At 64.0% G+C, this 14,000-nt stretch carries 18 protein-coding genes and 3 pseudogenes; 9 read left to right on the forward strand and 12 right to left on the reverse strand.

Annotated features, from left to right (window positions below):
• Window positions 1–614 precede the first annotated feature (614 nt).
• From DAD99_RS18410 to DAD99_RS18435, 6 genes are all read left to right on the forward strand, one after another.
• Window positions 615–1,040 (forward strand): pyridoxamine 5'-phosphate oxidase family protein, encoded by a 426-nt coding sequence (locus DAD99_RS18410; protein ID WP_193342669.1) that lies wholly within the window; start codon window positions 615–617, stop codon window positions 1,038–1,040.
• A 192-nt stretch (window positions 1,041–1,232) separates the two neighbouring features.
• Window positions 1,233–1,490, forward strand: coding sequence for a metal-sensitive transcriptional regulator (locus tag DAD99_RS18415; RefSeq protein ID WP_193342670.1), 258 nt, complete (start codon window positions 1,233–1,235; stop codon window positions 1,488–1,490).
• A gap of 190 nt (window positions 1,491–1,680) precedes the next feature.
• A complete protein-coding gene (locus DAD99_RS18420) occupies window positions 1,681–1,953 on the forward strand; it encodes an SHOCT domain-containing protein (protein ID WP_193342671.1) in 273 nt (90 codons plus the stop codon).
• Window positions 1,953–3,446 carry a multicopper oxidase family protein gene (locus tag DAD99_RS18425; RefSeq protein WP_193342672.1) on the forward strand — a complete coding sequence of 498 codons (1,494 nt, stop codon included), beginning with the start codon at window positions 1,953–1,955 and terminating at the stop codon, window positions 3,444–3,446. The genes DAD99_RS18420 and DAD99_RS18425 overlap by 1 nt, the downstream gene beginning before the upstream one ends.
• Before the next feature lie 55 nt (window positions 3,447–3,501).
• Entirely contained in the window at window positions 3,502–3,912 is a 411-nt protein-coding gene (locus tag DAD99_RS18430) for a DUF302 domain-containing protein (RefSeq protein WP_193342673.1), read from the forward strand.
• Between the two features lie 193 nt (window positions 3,913–4,105).
• Window positions 4,106–4,363, forward strand: coding sequence for an SHOCT domain-containing protein (locus DAD99_RS18435; RefSeq protein WP_193342674.1), 258 nt, complete (start codon window positions 4,106–4,108; stop codon window positions 4,361–4,363).
• Here the strand turns inward: DAD99_RS18435 and DAD99_RS22340 are convergent.
• The 7 genes and pseudogenes from DAD99_RS22340 to DAD99_RS22080 all read right to left on the reverse strand — a co-directional run.
• Window positions 4,363–4,522 (reverse strand): annotated as a pseudogene (locus tag DAD99_RS22340) (heavy metal-associated domain-containing protein); the annotation flags it as partial. The gene DAD99_RS18435 and the pseudogene DAD99_RS22340 overlap by 1 nt on opposite strands.
• A 58-nt stretch (window positions 4,523–4,580) precedes the next feature.
• Complete coding sequence (locus DAD99_RS22345; protein WP_375372272.1) at window positions 4,581–4,703, reverse strand: hypothetical protein; 123 nt, start codon at window positions 4,701–4,703, stop codon at window positions 4,581–4,583.
• Window positions 4,694–4,807: a heavy-metal-associated domain-containing protein gene (locus DAD99_RS22350; RefSeq protein WP_375372273.1), complete on the reverse strand. Its 114-nt coding sequence runs from the start codon at window positions 4,805–4,807 to the stop codon at window positions 4,694–4,696. Before DAD99_RS22350 ends, DAD99_RS22345 begins: the two co-directional genes overlap by 10 nt.
• Window positions 4,808–4,827: 20 nt before the next feature.
• A complete protein-coding gene (locus DAD99_RS18450; RefSeq protein WP_193342675.1) occupies window positions 4,828–5,169 on the reverse strand; it encodes a metal-sensitive transcriptional regulator in 342 nt (113 codons plus the stop codon).
• A gap of 491 nt (window positions 5,170–5,660) precedes the next feature.
• Window positions 5,661–6,059: an HAD-IC family P-type ATPase gene (locus DAD99_RS22070; protein ID WP_309233408.1), complete on the reverse strand. Its 399-nt coding sequence runs from the start codon at window positions 6,057–6,059 to the stop codon at window positions 5,661–5,663.
• Window positions 6,056–6,211, reverse strand: coding sequence for a hypothetical protein (locus tag DAD99_RS22075; protein ID WP_255527501.1), 156 nt, complete (start codon window positions 6,209–6,211; stop codon window positions 6,056–6,058). Before DAD99_RS22075 ends, DAD99_RS22070 begins: the two co-directional genes overlap by 4 nt.
• 112 nt (window positions 6,212–6,323) lie before the next feature.
• Window positions 6,324–6,878, reverse strand: a complete 555-nt coding sequence (locus tag DAD99_RS22080) for a cation-transporting P-type ATPase (protein ID WP_255527502.1) — start codon at window positions 6,876–6,878, stop codon at window positions 6,324–6,326.
• A gap of 339 nt (window positions 6,879–7,217) precedes the next feature.
• Between DAD99_RS22080 and DAD99_RS18460 the strand changes: the two genes are divergently transcribed.
• Window positions 7,218–7,655, forward strand: coding sequence for a hypothetical protein (locus DAD99_RS18460; RefSeq protein WP_193342676.1), 438 nt, complete (start codon window positions 7,218–7,220; stop codon window positions 7,653–7,655).
• Between the two features lie 69 nt (window positions 7,656–7,724).
• Here DAD99_RS18460 and DAD99_RS22355 read toward each other — a convergent pair whose 3' ends face one another.
• Window positions 7,725–7,886 carry a universal stress protein gene (locus DAD99_RS22355; RefSeq protein ID WP_193342779.1) on the reverse strand — a complete coding sequence of 54 codons (162 nt, stop codon included), beginning with the start codon at window positions 7,884–7,886 and terminating at the stop codon, window positions 7,725–7,727.
• 47 nt (window positions 7,887–7,933) lie between these two features.
• Window positions 7,934–8,071, reverse strand: a pseudogene (locus DAD99_RS18470) (IS256 family transposase); the annotation flags it as partial.
• A 6-nt stretch (window positions 8,072–8,077) separates the two neighbouring features.
• On the opposite strand from DAD99_RS18470, the pseudogene DAD99_RS18475 reads away from it, so the two are divergent.
• Window positions 8,078–8,373 (forward strand): annotated as a pseudogene (locus DAD99_RS18475) (multicopper oxidase domain-containing protein); the annotation flags it as partial.
• 56 nt (window positions 8,374–8,429) lie between these two features.
• Window positions 8,430–8,873, forward strand: a complete 444-nt coding sequence (locus DAD99_RS18480) for a hypothetical protein (protein WP_193342677.1) — start codon at window positions 8,430–8,432, stop codon at window positions 8,871–8,873.
• 122 nt (window positions 8,874–8,995) lie between these two features.
• Here the strand turns inward: DAD99_RS18480 and DAD99_RS22200 are convergent, their stop codons facing one another.
• From DAD99_RS22200 to DAD99_RS18495, 3 genes are all read right to left on the reverse strand, one after another.
• Window positions 8,996–9,865, reverse strand: coding sequence for a universal stress protein (locus tag DAD99_RS22200; protein WP_309233395.1), 870 nt, complete (start codon window positions 9,863–9,865; stop codon window positions 8,996–8,998).
• A 186-nt stretch (window positions 9,866–10,051) separates the two neighbouring features.
• On the reverse strand, window positions 10,052–12,181 hold the full coding sequence (locus DAD99_RS18490) for an NUDIX domain-containing protein (protein WP_309233396.1): 2,130 nt from the start codon (window positions 12,179–12,181) through the stop codon (window positions 10,052–10,054).
• 136 nt (window positions 12,182–12,317) lie between these two features.
• Window positions 12,318–13,985, reverse strand: a complete 1,668-nt coding sequence (locus tag DAD99_RS18495) for an AarF/ABC1/UbiB kinase family protein (RefSeq protein WP_193342678.1) — start codon at window positions 13,983–13,985, stop codon at window positions 12,318–12,320.
• Between the last annotated feature and the right edge of the window lie 15 nt (window positions 13,986–14,000).

A 14,000-nucleotide genomic window follows, 5' to 3' on the forward strand; every position in this document is an offset into this window, starting at 1 on the left:
GGTTCCTGGATGTACAGCGCACGGCTTCATCGTAGCTGCACTCCAGTGCACCCGGCGCCGCTGCCGGGTGCGTTGCCGCCGCCGGCCAAGTGAGATGGATCGCAGCGAGGCCCGCCCGTCCACCTCCGCCCCTGGGCCCTGGCCTTCGCGGCGTCCAGGTCCGTTCGCGACCGGTTCCCGCGTTCGCGCTGATATGCGTGTCGGTCTAATACCTACCGAAGTGAGGGCTTCCGCCATGATGGTCGGGGCGCTGTCCATCGCATCTGCTGGTCAGGAACCGCGCCAATGCAGTGAAGTACTTATGGTTTATCGACGGGGAGTCCCAGGCGCTGATGTCCCACCCGCCAACCGGATACGACATTGTCCGTGGTGCGGACCGGATCAGTCCAACGCTCGCATTGATCAAGTTCTGCTTAGGACCCCTCCCACGTTTCGGGTGCTGCGAGAACTGTTCTGACTCATGACAGGCTCTTCGCGGCCATTGCCGACAGCGCCCACCCTAGCCCCCATATAGACGCCGAAAACCGTTCCGGACCGAAAGGGACCTATGGACCTCCGACATGGAACCGCGAATACCCCTTACATTTTTCTACGAACCGTAGAAGGATGGCCCCATGTTATTCACACACGACGACCCGATCCTTGTCCTTGACGAAGAGCAATCCTGGAAGCTGCTCGAAAACACCCAGCACGGGCGCATTGTCCTGACCGCCGCAGGCGAGACCGATATATTCCCGATCAACTACCGCGCCCACGACGGCGTCCTGCTGCTGCGCACGGCCCCCGGCACCAAGCTCGCCGAGCTCACCATCAATGAGAACGTGCTGTTCGAAGCCGACGGCATCACCAGCGAGGAAGCCTGGAGCGTAGTGGTCAAGGGAACGGCCCGCGTGCTTACCCTGAGCCAGGAGATCGCCGATGCGGAGGCGCTGAACTTGAAGACGTGGGTGCCCACGTTCAAAGACTTCTATGTCGAAATCAAACCGTCGCGGATCAGCGGGCGGCACTTCAACTTTGGCGAGCAGCCGGAACGGTTCTGACCGAAGCCTGTCGAGCAGTCCGGCGGCAATCGAAGGCCATCCGCCCATCAGGCGCTTAACCAACCTGTCGGGGCAGCACATCTAGACGCCGCCCCGTCCCCGTTCCTTACCCGGTGCGGCCGGGCCACCGCTGGCCGTTATACCCTCCGGGGTATATAATTAGCAAAGCACCCACCACATTTGGAGCCCGCCATGCAACTCGATTCGACAGAACTGACCCCGGTGGTCAACCGGCTCAAGCGGGCCCAGGGCCAGCTTGCAGCCGTCACCCGCATGCTCGAAGAGGGCCGTGACTGCAAAGACATCGTCACCCAGCTCGCAGCGGTCTCGAAGGCTTTGGACCGGGCAGGATTCGCCATCATCGCCACCGGCCTGGAGCAGTGCATCACCAGGGAAGATGCCAGCATGAATAAGAAAGACCTGGAAAAACTCTTCCTGTCCCTCGCCTGAGCCGCAACCAACCGAAAACCAAACCCACGGAGGGGGCGTTGTGGCCCGTGCCGGTTGTGGCCTGGACCTTAGGGTCCGATACGGCGGCGTCATTGCTCGCCATCGTTGCACCGGTCCCGGCCACGAACTGCCACGACTCCCGAGGCGGCCGGAGGGACAGCGGCCGGTGGACCAGGAACGGAGAAGAAAAATGATGGGCGGATATAGTTCGATGATGGGCTCGACGTGGCTGTTCTGGGCGCTCCTTATTGTCGGTATCGTCCTGCTGGTAATCCTCGCCGCACGGTTTTTCTACGGCGGCATGAACCGTGGCGGAACCGGCCGCGGGGAGGGCCCTGGCACGGACGGGCCCGCTACGGGCGCCAGTGCCGCCCGACGAATCCTGGACGAACGGTACGCCAGGGGAGAATTGAGCACAGAAGAATACCGTGAACGGCTCGAAGTCCTCGGGGACGACACCTGATGCAGCCTCTCAGCCGTCGCAGTGCCCTGATGCTGGGAGGTGCGGGCGCTGCAGCCGCCGCGACGGGTGCGGCGGGCCTGCTGTGGGGCCAGGGTACGGGCTTTCAGGCTGCCGGTGGGCAGGACCTGAGTGAGCCGCAGGCCCTGCACAGTGCCGACGGCCGGCTTCAGGTGAAACTGTCAGCGGCCCTGGGCCAGGTGCGGGTGGCAGGCAGGGACGCCAGCGTCTTCTCCTATAACGGGTCCCTGCCCGGCCCCACCCTGTTCCTGCGGCCCGGGGACCGGGTGAATGTGACGCTGGAGAACAGGCTGGGGGATCCGACCAACCTGCACGTCCACGGGCTGCACGTCTCCCCGCAGGGCAACAGCGACAATGCGCTGGTTTCGGTCGAACCGGGAACGTCCTTTGATTATGCGTACCGGCTCTCGGCGGACCATCCGCCGGGCGTGTACTGGTACCACCCGCATCGCCACGGAAGCGTGGCCGACCAGATCTTCGGCGGCCTGTACGGGGCGATCATCGTCCAGGACCCCCAGCCCGTGCCCGTCAGCCGGGAACGGGTCCTGGTCATCTCGGACATCTCCCTCACCGGTGGCGGATCCATCGCCGCCGTGTCCGCGATGGAAAAAATGATGGGCCGGGAAGGGAACCTGGTTCTGGTCAACGGGCAGCTGAACCCGGCTCTGACCGCCCGGCCGGGCGAGCGTGAGCGGTGGAGGATCATCAATGCCTGCACATCCCGGTACCTGAAACTGCGCCTCGACGGCCAGGACCTGCAGCTGCTGGGCCTGGATTCGGGCCGCTACCAGGAACCCCGGGACGTTGACGAGGTGCTGCTGGCCCCGGGCAACCGGGCGGACCTGCTCGTCACCGCGGCGGAGGGTGCGGCCGTGCTGCGCACCCTGCCCGTGGACAGGGGCAGTATAGGATCCATGATGGGCGGCAACAACGGAGGCGGGCAACCCCCGCCCGGGCCGGACGGGACGGTCCTGGCTACCCTGGCCGTTGCCGGCGCACCGGCCGGGGCGCCGGGACCGGTCCCGGCGCAGCCGGCGCCGCGGGACCTGCGGGCTGTTGCGGTCACCGCGCACCGGGAACTGGTCTTCGCCATGGGTATGGGTATGAACAGCGGCGGCTCGGGCACGGGCGGTGGCATGGGGTCGGGGATGATGAGTTTCACCATCAACGGAAGGCCGTTCGACCCGGCCCGGGTCGACACCACCGTCCCCGCCGGTGCCGTCGAGGAGTGGACCCTGAGGAACACGAGCCCGATGGACCACCCCCTGCACCTGCACGTGTGGCCAATGCAGATCATCGAACAGGGCGGACGGCCCGTGGACAGTCCCGTGTGGCAGGATGTGGTGAACGTCCAGGCCCGCAGCAGCGTCCGGGTCCGGATCGCCTTCGATGACTTCACCGGCAAAACCGTCTACCACTGCCACATCCTCGACCACGAGGACAGCGGCATGATGGGCCTGATCGAAGCCCGGTAGCACAGCGTCTTCGCAGCCTTTGCACGCCTGAGAAAACTGATGAAGGAGCACCACTATGAGCTACGCACACACCATCACCGTCGCCCTGCCCTACGGAGAAGCCGTAACCCGGACCCGTGAAGCCCTCTCGGGGCAGGGCTTCGGTGTGCTGTCCGAAATCGATGTCCGCGCCACCTTCGAGACGAAGCTCGGGTCCGACGCCGGACAGGTCCTGGGCGACTACCTCATCCTGGGCGTCTGCAATCCTGCCCTGGCGCAGAAAGCTCTCGCCGCGGACCCGGACATGGGACTGCTGCTGCCCTGCAACGTCGTCATCAGACGCGGACCGGACAACGGCACCACCGTCATCCAGACCATCGACCCGCAGACCATGGTGCAGCTCAGCGACGCCCCGGCCGTCTCCGAAGTCGCCTCGGACGCCGATCACAGGCTCCTCGCAGCCCTGAAAGAGCTCCAAACCGCCTGAGACCCGCCCGGCCTCCGGACCGGAGGCTCATGGGAAGCGAAACGGGCGCCGCTGCCTGCCTTTTGCGTCCCCGTACGCATCGGAGCGTGGCTGGCCGCCCCCGGCCCATGATGCGACTATGTATACCCGCAGGGCCGTTGGGCCCTGTTCCGGGAAGCGATGCGAACATAGTGTCCTTGGAGGAGGTCTGATCATGATGGATGGCTGGTACGGGAATGGCTGGGGTGTCGGCGCGTGGGTGGCCATGGCCGTGTTGATGCTGATTTTCTGGGGCGGGGTGGTCACTGTCGTTGTGCTCCTGGTCCGGCGGACCCATCCGGGTGAGGGACCGGCCGCTCTGCGGCCGCCGCACCACGACGCCGAGCGTATTCTCAATGAGCGCTTCGCCCGGGGGGAAATCGACGAGCAGGAGTTCACTGCACGGCGCACGGCGCTCAGGCGCCAGGAGTGATATCCGGTCGCGGTGATGGTGTCGAGGATCTGCTGGTCGGTGATGGCATCCGGCACCGTGACCTGGGCGGATTCAAGGGGCAGGTTTGACGCTCGCCTGGACTCCGTCGAGTTTTCCCAGTTTCCGTTCCACCCGCGCAACACACGAAGCGCAGGTCATCCCTTGGATGTCCAGTTCAATGATGCGCGTATTGGTCACGCGGCGTCGGAGTCCATACTCAGGCCTCGCTGGCTACTACGAGGTAGCCGGCTTCTGCGACGGTTTCGCCGATTTTCTCCGGGTCGAGCTTGCCCGCCGAGGTGATATTGGCAACGGAGATGCCGTCCTTGTTCAGTTCCACGGCGACCTCCTGGACCCGTCAAGCTCCTGAAGTTCCTCGGTCACGGAAGCGACGCAGTGGCTGCAGTCCATGCCGGAAATATTGACGGTGGTATTGACGCTCATGATGATTTTCTCCTTCGTTCCTAGCGCAGCAGACGGGCAATGGCGTCTGACGCTTCCCTGACTTTGGCATCCCCGGCTTCGGACGATTCGGCTGCGGCGCTGACGACGCAATGGCCGATGTGTTCATCGAGGAGCCCGATGCTGACCGCGTGCAGGGCCTTAGTGACGGCCGCGACCTGGGTCAGGATGTCAATGCAGTAGGAATCCTCGCTGACCATCCGGGCAATCCCGCGCACCTGGCCTTCGATGCGTTTGAGTCGTCGCAGGTATGCCTCTTTGTCCGCGGCGTACCCGTGAGGCGACGCAACAGCCGCGCCGGCGGCATCATCGACAGTGTGGTTCACAGCAGCTCCTTCCGACATGTAGAAGTATATACCCCCTAGGGGTATGTACTCAAGTACCTGTCGCATCAGCGAACGAACCGGCAGGGAGGGACTGATCTTGCCGTCACGCCATCCGGGAGCGAGGCAGGGGAGCGGCTGGGCTGGTGGGCCGGACATCCCGTCAGAGATGCGGATGTGCCGAACGGGACGCCGCCAAATCTGTAGTGTTTGAGTATTGGAACAAAGAGCCGTGATGTCATCTTGCACGCCGGCAATCCGAACGGAAGACCCGGCAGGACTCACTACAACAGAGGACCCGAAACGCTATGACACACCAGAACGCAACACTGCGGAGCTCACAACAACCTGCGAAGGACATGCCTGGCAGCGGTGCCCGGATGCCACTTGGGCCCCGGCGTCTCCTCCTCGTCGGAAGCCTCTGCGTCCTTGCCGGCGTCTTGGCCGGCCGGTACTTCGCCGGAGGCTTAGTGCTCGCGACCGCCTGCGCCGCTGTATTGGCCACGGCGCTCTCATACCGGGTGGAGAACCCCTGGAGGCGGGTCGCCATCGCTGCTCAGAATCTTGCCGTCTGTCGAATAGCCGTTGCCGGTGACCCGGAAGCTGCGGCCGGCAACGAGCAGCCGCCGCACGGTCATTTCGTTGAGCGTCAGCGTTCCAGTCTTGTCCTTTGAAATGTGGGTGGTGCTGCCGAGGGTTTCCACGGCGGATAGCTGCTTAATGATCGCGCCGCGCCGGGCAAGCCGGGAAGCGCCCATGGCCAGAGTGAAAGCGACGACGGCAGCCAGGCCCTCAGGGATGGTGGCTACCGCGAGTGAAACCGCGGTGATCAGCAGCTCGGACAAGGGCTGACCACGGAACAGTCCGAGTAGGAAGACGACGCCGACAACAACGATGGCGACGATCGTCAGAGTGTCCGGGCAAGCTGATCGATCCGCCGCTGCAGCAGGGTTTTCCCGGTTGCAGCCCCGCCGAGCAGCGTCGCGATGCTGCCGATCTGGGTCTCCATTCCTGTCCCCGAGACCAGAACAACGGCCCGCCCCCGACTGATGTCGGTACCCATGAAAACCATGTTCGTCCGGTCTGCCAGCGGCTGTTTCGCGTCTGCGAGCACCTGAGTGGCTTGTCCACCGGTTGGGACTCGCCGGTCAGGCCGGCTTCGACAATCTGCAGTCTCACAGCCTCGATGAGAGTCTCACAGCCTCGATGAGCCGGCCGTCCGCGGGGACGGAATCCCCGGCTTCCAGCAGCACAACATCTCCTGGCACCAGTTCGGAGTTGGAAATTTCCTGCTCGCCCCCGTCCCGGCGCACCCGTGCGGTGTCCGCGGTCATCTTCCGCAACGCCGCAAGACTGCTGTCCGCCCGGCTCTCCTGAACGTAGTTCAGGAGAGTGTTGAGGATGATGACAGCCAGAATCACGACGGGCGTTTCCCATTCCCGGGAGACCGTGGCGCTCACTGCGGCGGCAACGACCAGCAGGATAGTCATCTTCCCCGCCAGGAGCCGCAGTACCTTTTTCCATGCAGGTTTCTTTTGTGCCTCAACCAGCACATTGGGCCCGTGCTCCAGCTGCCGTGATTCCTCGGCAGCTGTGGTCAGCCCAACCGAAGGGTCTGTCCGGAGGGCCGCTGCGGTCTCGGCTGCTGAGAGTGTGTGCCACGGTGGCGTGGAGGAACCTGCCGATGCGGCTGTCCCCGCATGTAGAGTGCGGGAATCGCTGGAAACCATGGGCAAACTCCTCGCAACGAATTGGCCGATCGGAGATACGGCCTGCGAGGCCCAGCGTATAGGAAAGAAACGTTGCAGCCTTTTGCCCATGGGCTGCAAACCGGGGGCCATCTCGGCCGGGCCAGGCGCACACGCCACCCCGCGGCGAAAGCACGATTCACTTCAGCCCTGCGCGTGGACAGGCGTGTTGGCCCCCGGCCGTCGGTCGCGTCGACGGGCACGTGCTCGGGTGACGAGCGGTGGAAGTGAAACACTGCTCTGGGGGTTCCCGTTCCTGCCCGCCAATTTTCGGCGACGGACGGTATCACTATAGGAATTCCTGCGTTTTTTCTGGCTCTGATGCCGAACACGCGTCGCTACCGGCCCGGCTTCCTGAAACGCTCACTCTCTTTTGCCGTACCGGCGGGGTTGATTACCGCTCTCTCAGTCCTCGCCATCAATGCGTATTCCCTGCTGGCGGGTTCCGGCATCGCGGCGGCGCGGACGGGTTCCGTTCTCGTACTGACGCTGATCGCCCTGTGGGTGTTGGTCGTTCTCTCGCGGACGGTAAACAGCTGGCGGTTAGTGATCATTGGTGCCATGTATGCCGCACTGGTCTTCCTGCTGACCGTGCCTCCGCTGCGGGATATCTTTGATTTCATAGTGCTTCGGCAAGACCACCTGACGGTATCTGTGCTGGTCGGCCTCGTCGGCGCCCTCGCCGTCGAAGTCCTGTTCCGGTTCCACCGTCGCGGCCTCAACGCTGACCCGGCCCTCCCTCATTCAGGAACCCGCTGATGCATGGCAGCCGCAGATACAGCCGACAGTGCACCCGGCCCACTGGGGCGACCCCCTCGACCGAAGATGTTATCCAACTTCGAGGACTCCTGGCCTGGTCCTGACTACGAGCACGGGACAGGCAGCATGGTGGAGTACCTGCGTGGACACGGACCCCGAGCAGCAGCCCGGTGAATCCTCCGTGGCCGCGGGACCGACCACCATCATGTCAGCGTCCTTGGAAGCATTTATAAGGACGGTGACTGTGGGCCCTTGGACGACGTACCGGTGACGTCGGCCCCGTCAGGACCGGTCAAGGCCAGGCCCTGCTCCTTGGCCATCCTCACCAGCTCGCGGGCGGCCTCGGCCTCGGACTTCTCTGTCAGTTTTTCAACGGTCTTCGTACTACTCGGCACAGCCTCAAGTGCCGCGGCCATATCGGGTTCGACGAGACCCGGACGGACACGACGGTGGCCGCCCGGACCGTCGAGGAGTGGACCCTGACAAATTCCAGCCCGATGGATCATCCGTTCCATCTGCATGTGTGGTCGATGCAGATCGTTGAAGATCAGGGTCAGACACCGGGCCCGCCGTCTGGCGGGACGTCGTCAACGTGCAGGCTCACGGACAGGTCAAGGTCAGGGTCGCCTTCAACGATTTCACGGGTCGTTCCGTGTACCACTGCCACATACTGGACCACGAGGACAGTGGAATGATGGGAGTCATCGACGTCCGATAGGTAGTCCCTGCCGTAGGAGAGCTATGCACGATCAAAACCCCCCGAAAGTGGCATGGGTGACTCTTGTAGCCGTAGGTGCATTGACCGTCCTGATGGGGTCCGCCTTCGTGGTGCTGAGGCCTGTCGTCGTGCTTTTACCGGAAGACCAGCGATACACCGGGATGACGCCAGAGGAGCTGCGCAGCCTTCACCCAGCACTGTTCCATTGGATGGGACTGGTATTCACGTCCTGGGGTGCCTTCGCCATCGGACTCGGAATTGCCATTGCCGGTCTGGCAGGCTTCTCGTACCGCGGAGGCGACATTTGGGCGGAGCGGATACTCTTCGTCACCGGAGTTTTCACCTTCGGCATATTTCTTTCCGTGAATCTCTTGCTGGGATCTGATTTTGGTCTATTCATCGCGATACTCCTCATCGCTTATATGGCCGCATTAGCGCGCGGTCGCTTGTCAAGAGCGCGAAGGCGGGATCCGGGGCCAGGTTCGACCAGTAATACCTGACTGCCTGTCATCACCCGTTCTCTGGCGAATTGAATTTTTCATCATGTGATCCGTGGTGTGGTCCAGACCGGGTACCGGCCCACGGCTTAGGTCGCCTTCGGTGCCATGATCGCCAGGGCCGATCACAAATGCGGACAGAGAGAACATCGCCGGCGAAGACCTGCAGCCCCATCGCCGGCGCGACCCATCGTTGAGCCGGTTCGTCCCCCGGTTTCAGCGAAAGCTTGTCCTCCGAACGGGACAATAGCCCGGGAGTCACAGCCGGGAAATATTGATCCGAGCCATCTGGGGGCAGCGGCACGGTATTCGGCAATCGCCAGCAACCCGTGGGACCGCTTTGCCATGGATGGGGCCCGGCACCACATTGCTGGCCGGCACGGCACTTGTCGCAGGGTCGGTTGGCACCGCACTGTTCGGCGCGCTGGGACTACTTGCTTCCATTCCGCTGCTCCTGCCCCCATCGCCGGTGCTTTGGGACAGGGCGGTCCCTCGAAGATGTCTCCCTCTTCGAGGACTCCTGGCCTGGTCCAGACTACGAGCACGGCGCAGGCGGCATGGTGGAGTACCTGCGTGGACACGGACCCGAGCAGCAGCCCGGTGAATCCTCCTTGGCCGCGGGAACCAACGACCAGCAGGTCGGCGTCCTTGGAAGCATTTATAAGGACGGTGACTGTAGGCCCTTGGACGACGTCACCAGTGACGTCGACACCTTCGGTGTCCACTCCCTTCAAAATGTCCGTCTGCATTCCCCGGGCAGTCGGCTCGGAAAGGTTGCTATCCCAGATCATCGCTTCCATCCCGGCGGCCTCGGGAGGATACTCCCAGGCGGTTACTGCCCGTACCTGTCCGTGGCGGAGACGGGCCTCCGTGACGGCCCATTCGAGGGCGAACCGTGATTCCGTAGAGCCATCCACCCCGACCGCGATCCTGAATCCGTCTCCGTCGCCCATGATCTCCGCCGTCCGTTGGGGTCCTGCCTGGCTGGTTGCCATCAGTCTCCCATACAGGTTTCAGCGGCAAGGTACCTGATGTAGATTGCAATTACGGAGGATGCTACGCCGCAGGTCAGACTGCCGGTGACGGGTGATGTGAGGGGTTTCCCAGTCAGGGCCAGCCTCGGTTCCCTGCCGCGGCCTGAGGCAGGACCGGCGGTATCGGCGAGTGCTTCGTCGTCCCTGTCATGGCTCCGTTGCCCGGGTGCTCATCGGGCCCCAAAGCATGCCTCGGAGCATGTCAAGTATCGCGCTTGTGCCGGCTCCGAGCGTCGCGGGTTGGCGTTCCGCCGAGGTTTCTTCGTCCGGTGCAGGATCCGGTCGCTGTTGTCCTGCGCCTGCCCGCTGGTACAACGGAATTGTGGTGATATGGCTGACCTCGGCTATGTTGGCCGTGCCGGGGAAGATGGGCCCCTCAGACCATGCGATGACGGGCGTCAGCAGGAATCCGCTTTCGGGAAGGGCGATTGCGGGCAGAGTGCCCAGAATGTGCACGCTGCCTGGGTCCAATGCGGTTTCCTCACAGGCCTCGCGCAGCGCCGTGGCGGCCGGCGCGTCGTCGTCGGCTTCGGCGGCGCCGCCGGGAAACACCAGCTGCCCTGGGTAGTTGGTTAGATCGGATGCCCGTTCAGTAAGGAGCACGGACGGGCCCTGTGGGCTGTCCGTGAGCAGCACAAGCACCGCCGCCTGGTTAAGTGTGACCGGGGTCGGCTGACGGTTCGGTTCTGGACGGTCAGGTCCGCTCAGCCGGGCCAACGTGTCGGCCCATGGCGGCCGCACGGACGTTCCGCGGTTCAGCCTGGCCCGGCCGGCATCGGAGTCAAGCCATTGAAGTTGGCCGGTTTGTACACGCAGCAACCCCACCCCGGGAGCGGAGCTGGCCGGCTGCACCAGCCGGGTCAACTGCCCAAACCCCGGATGACCGAACAACGCACGGGCCGGACGGCGGACCGTCAGGTCAGTCGTCTCTGAGAAATCTGCGGGGTTGTTTGCTACCGCCACGAAGGCCTGGCTGGCCCCTACGAGGTTCGCCACCGGGCCGCCAAAGGCAACGAGGGTCTCGCTCATCGCCGGTACCAGCAGGAGGTTGGCGCCCGACTCGGCTAGAGCGTGCACAGCGTGGGGATTGAGCAGATCCCGGCAGATTGCCAGTACCAGATGCCATCCGTCGTCACTGACATGGACCCGCAGCTGGGGCCAACCCTGAGGCTGGATACCTTCGTTGACCGGCCGGTCGGCTGGCGAGTGCTTGTCCTGGGTCAACGGAGACGCGACGTCGCGGAGATAGGCGACGGCCGTGTTACGCCGCCGCGGCGACCCGTCGTGCTCGTCGTCGTGGTGGTAGCTTCCGGCGACGAGCATCTTGGGCCCGCCGGTCCGGCATGTCCAGCTCTGCAGGCGGGCAGCGAGGGACTCGGTGACGCAGAGCTCGGGCAGGACAACAATGCTCGCGCCGTTTGCGACCGCCGCATTGATCAGCCGGTCGATCTCCTCGTGCTGTTTGTCCTCATCTTTCGGGCCTACAGGGAATGTCCGCCCGCTGGCGTCGGCCGGAAAGTGGAAATCAGCCAAGGTGCGGTTGGGATGGCAGGTTGCCACGACGGTGCTGCGATCTATGATCCCGGTGAGCTCGCGGGCAAGGCTGTAGTCGAAGATGACCTGGAACTGTGTGGCCCATTCTCCGGCGAGCCGGACGTGACGGGTCTCGTCGAGACGGTTGGCCAGCCGCCACGGCGGGGAGGTCGCGGTCAGCGCGGTCACATGCCGGAGGTCTGGACTGTCCAGGGGGATAGGATCTCCAACGCCTGGCTGGTAAGGGCTCCGTCGGCGAAAGGACTCGCGGAAGCTATGGCAGTACTGTTCATCCAAAAGTTCAGCCAATAGCCGTGCGACAACAACTGCGGGCAGGCCGTCGTCGGCCGTCAGTGCCGCCGCCAGTGCAGCGGCAACCGGAGCGCCCATTTCAGGTTCGGTCGATGTGGTGGGCAGTAGGACCCTGACGCCGGCCGTGACCTGCTCCGCCTTAGCGCGGCAGCCGGCATCCTGGATCCGCTCCTGCAGTATGGGATGCTCGTCCCGGCACAGCTGCAGCAGATGCGTGAGAGCGAGCAGTGGCTCCCTCTCCGCGGCGATGGCCGCCTGGATCGACGCAACCCGTTGCGGCAGCGCTGATGGCCGGGCAACGCAGGGGGCACATTCCGTCACGGATGCCGGCGTGGCACGCCCCCGGATGTTGGCCGCCCCGGGATCGCCGTCCGGGGCAACGGCTGCCCTTCCGGTGTCTTTCGAGTCCGCACCGCAGCCTGGATCCTTCACCCTGCATCCTTCGCTGTTGCAATTTCATCTCGCTGAGCCTTGGCCGGATTGAATTGGCGGTGGAAAGATACGGGCCGAGCCAGCCGGGGGAAGGGGGCGCAGCAGGATCCGGTCCGGCGTGCGGAATCTTGACTCCTCATCGATGTGATCCCCCTGCGCGCCGTGAAGTCCAGACCAGATAAGCGCCAAGCGCACCGCCCGCGCCCAGTCCGGCGCGCATTAATGGTTTCTCCCAGCTGCCCCAGCGTTCCTTGTCTCCCGACGTCAGAGCTCCGACACCTCCGATCAGCGCCGCGGCAATCATGCCTGCTACCAGGCGGTTGCCGATGCGTTCCACCCGCCCGACCAGGGGTTCCAGCTCCGCGGCCCGTAAATGGACTTCCAGGCCTGCTGTGTCGAGGGTATCCACGACTCGACGCAGTAACTCCGGCAGGTCCTCAGCTAGTTCCGCTGCGTCAGCACCGGCTGCGGCCATGCGGCTGGCAAGTGCCTGCGGCGCAAAGCGGCCCACCATGAGCTTCCTCGCGTAGGGGGCAAGCATCACGCTCAGGTTAAAGCCGGGGTCCAGTTCAACTCCGATGCCTTCGGCCATGATCATCATTTTCAGGAGCTTCGCCAGTTCCTGCGGCATCTGCAGGTGGGAAGTGCGCATCAGCGCGACCGCTTGGGTGATCAGCGGCCCGATTTCGATTTGATTTAGTGGGCGGCCTTCGTAGTGGGCAATAAACCGGGTGACGTCCGCGCGCAGCCGGCTGCGGTCCACAGGCTGCCGGGTTACGGAAAGGTCCAGCAAAGCGGAGCCGATACGGCCCGGGTCGCTGCGGGCCAATGCAGTCAGCAGGACGCCGAGTTGGCCCCGGAGTTTGTCGTTCACCTCGCCGACCATGCCGAAGTCGATGAGACCTATGCGACCGTCGGATTCGATGAACAGGTTGCCCGGATGCGGATCGGCATGGAAGAACCCGTCCTCAAAGACCATTTTGAGGGCTGTGCCGGCGGACCGGACAGCCAACGCAGCCCGGTCGATCCCTGCACGGTCCAGGGCCGCGAGATCATTGACTTTCATTCCCACGATCCGCTCCAGCGTCAGCACCCGGGACGTGGTCGTCTCCCAAAAGACGCGGGGAATGTGGACGCCGGGGTCGGATGCAAAGTTCGCGGCGAATCGCTCCGCGTTCCGCCCTTCCTGCAGATAGTCGAGTTCTGCCCTCAAAGTCTGTGCAAACTCCGCGGCTATGCCGGGGAGGTTGTAGTCGCCCGCTGCCTCCCACCGGTTGCTGATCTGGACCGCGAGGTTCTGCAGAATATCCAGGTCTGCCTCGATCGTGGGAATGACGTCGGGCCGGCGGACTTTGACTATGACGGGTGTTCCGTCGTGGAGGGTCGCCGCATGGGCCTGGCCGATAGAGGCACTCGCGAGGGGCTCAAGGGTGAAGTCCGCAAACACATCGTCCGGTCCGGACCCCAGCTCTTCGCGGATTGCCTGTCGGATCGTTGCGCCTGGCACCGGCGGGGCAGCGTCCTGGAGTTTAGCCAACTCCGTCTGGTACCGGGGCGGCAAGAGGTCAGGCCGGGTGGAGAGGAGTTGGCCGAGCTTGATGAACGTCGGTCCCAGTTCTTCGAGGGCCAACCGCAAGTGGTCCGGATTCGTGTACGGCTCGGCCCTTCGTTCATGGCCCATGAGCCCCTGGTGGAACGGGACCCACCGCCCAAGTCCGGTGATGCCCACGAGGAAGCCCAGCCCATGCCGGGCCAGAACCTCGCCGATTTCCTGATAGCGGTGTACACGTATGTTGGTTGTCATTGTCCGTTCTGATTT

This window comes from Pseudarthrobacter sp. AB1, assembly GCF_014926485.1.
In the GTDB taxonomy this organism is placed as follows: Bacteria; Actinomycetota; Actinomycetes; order Actinomycetales; family Micrococcaceae; genus Arthrobacter.

Coding starts and splice junctions, on each gene's coding strand:
- DAD99_RS18430 (WP_193342673.1), top strand. CDS start 3,502: ATGAGCTACGCACACACCATCACCGTCGCCCTGCCCTACGGAGAAGCC.
- DAD99_RS18495 (WP_193342678.1), bottom strand. CDS start 13,985: ATGACAACCAACATACGTGTACACCGCTATCAGGAAATCGGCGAGGTT.
- DAD99_RS18415 (WP_193342670.1), top strand. CDS start 1,233: ATGCAACTCGATTCGACAGAACTGACCCCGGTGGTCAACCGGCTCAAG.
- DAD99_RS18435 (WP_193342674.1), top strand. CDS start 4,106: ATGATGGATGGCTGGTACGGGAATGGCTGGGGTGTCGGCGCGTGGGTG.
- DAD99_RS18425 (WP_193342672.1), top strand. CDS start 1,953: ATGCAGCCTCTCAGCCGTCGCAGTGCCCTGATGCTGGGAGGTGCGGGC.
- DAD99_RS22080 (WP_255527502.1), bottom strand. CDS start 6,878: ATGGTTTCCAGCGATTCCCGCACTCTACATGCGGGGACAGCCGCATCG.
- DAD99_RS22200 (WP_309233395.1), bottom strand. CDS start 9,865: ATGGCAACCAGCCAGGCAGGACCCCAACGGACGGCGGAGATCATGGGC.
- DAD99_RS18460 (WP_193342676.1), top strand. CDS start 7,218: ATGCCGAACACGCGTCGCTACCGGCCCGGCTTCCTGAAACGCTCACTC.
- DAD99_RS18410 (WP_193342669.1), top strand. CDS start 615: ATGTTATTCACACACGACGACCCGATCCTTGTCCTTGACGAAGAGCAA.
- DAD99_RS18450 (WP_193342675.1), bottom strand. CDS start 5,169: ATGTCGGAAGGAGCTGCTGTGAACCACACTGTCGATGATGCCGCCGGC.
- DAD99_RS22075 (WP_255527501.1), bottom strand. CDS start 6,211: ATGGGTACCGACATCAGTCGGGGGCGGGCCGTTGTTCTGGTCTCGGGG.
- DAD99_RS18420 (WP_193342671.1), top strand. CDS start 1,681: ATGATGGGCGGATATAGTTCGATGATGGGCTCGACGTGGCTGTTCTGG.
- DAD99_RS22350 (WP_375372273.1), bottom strand. CDS start 4,807: ATGAGCGTCAATACCACCGTCAATATTTCCGGCATGGACTGCAGCCAC.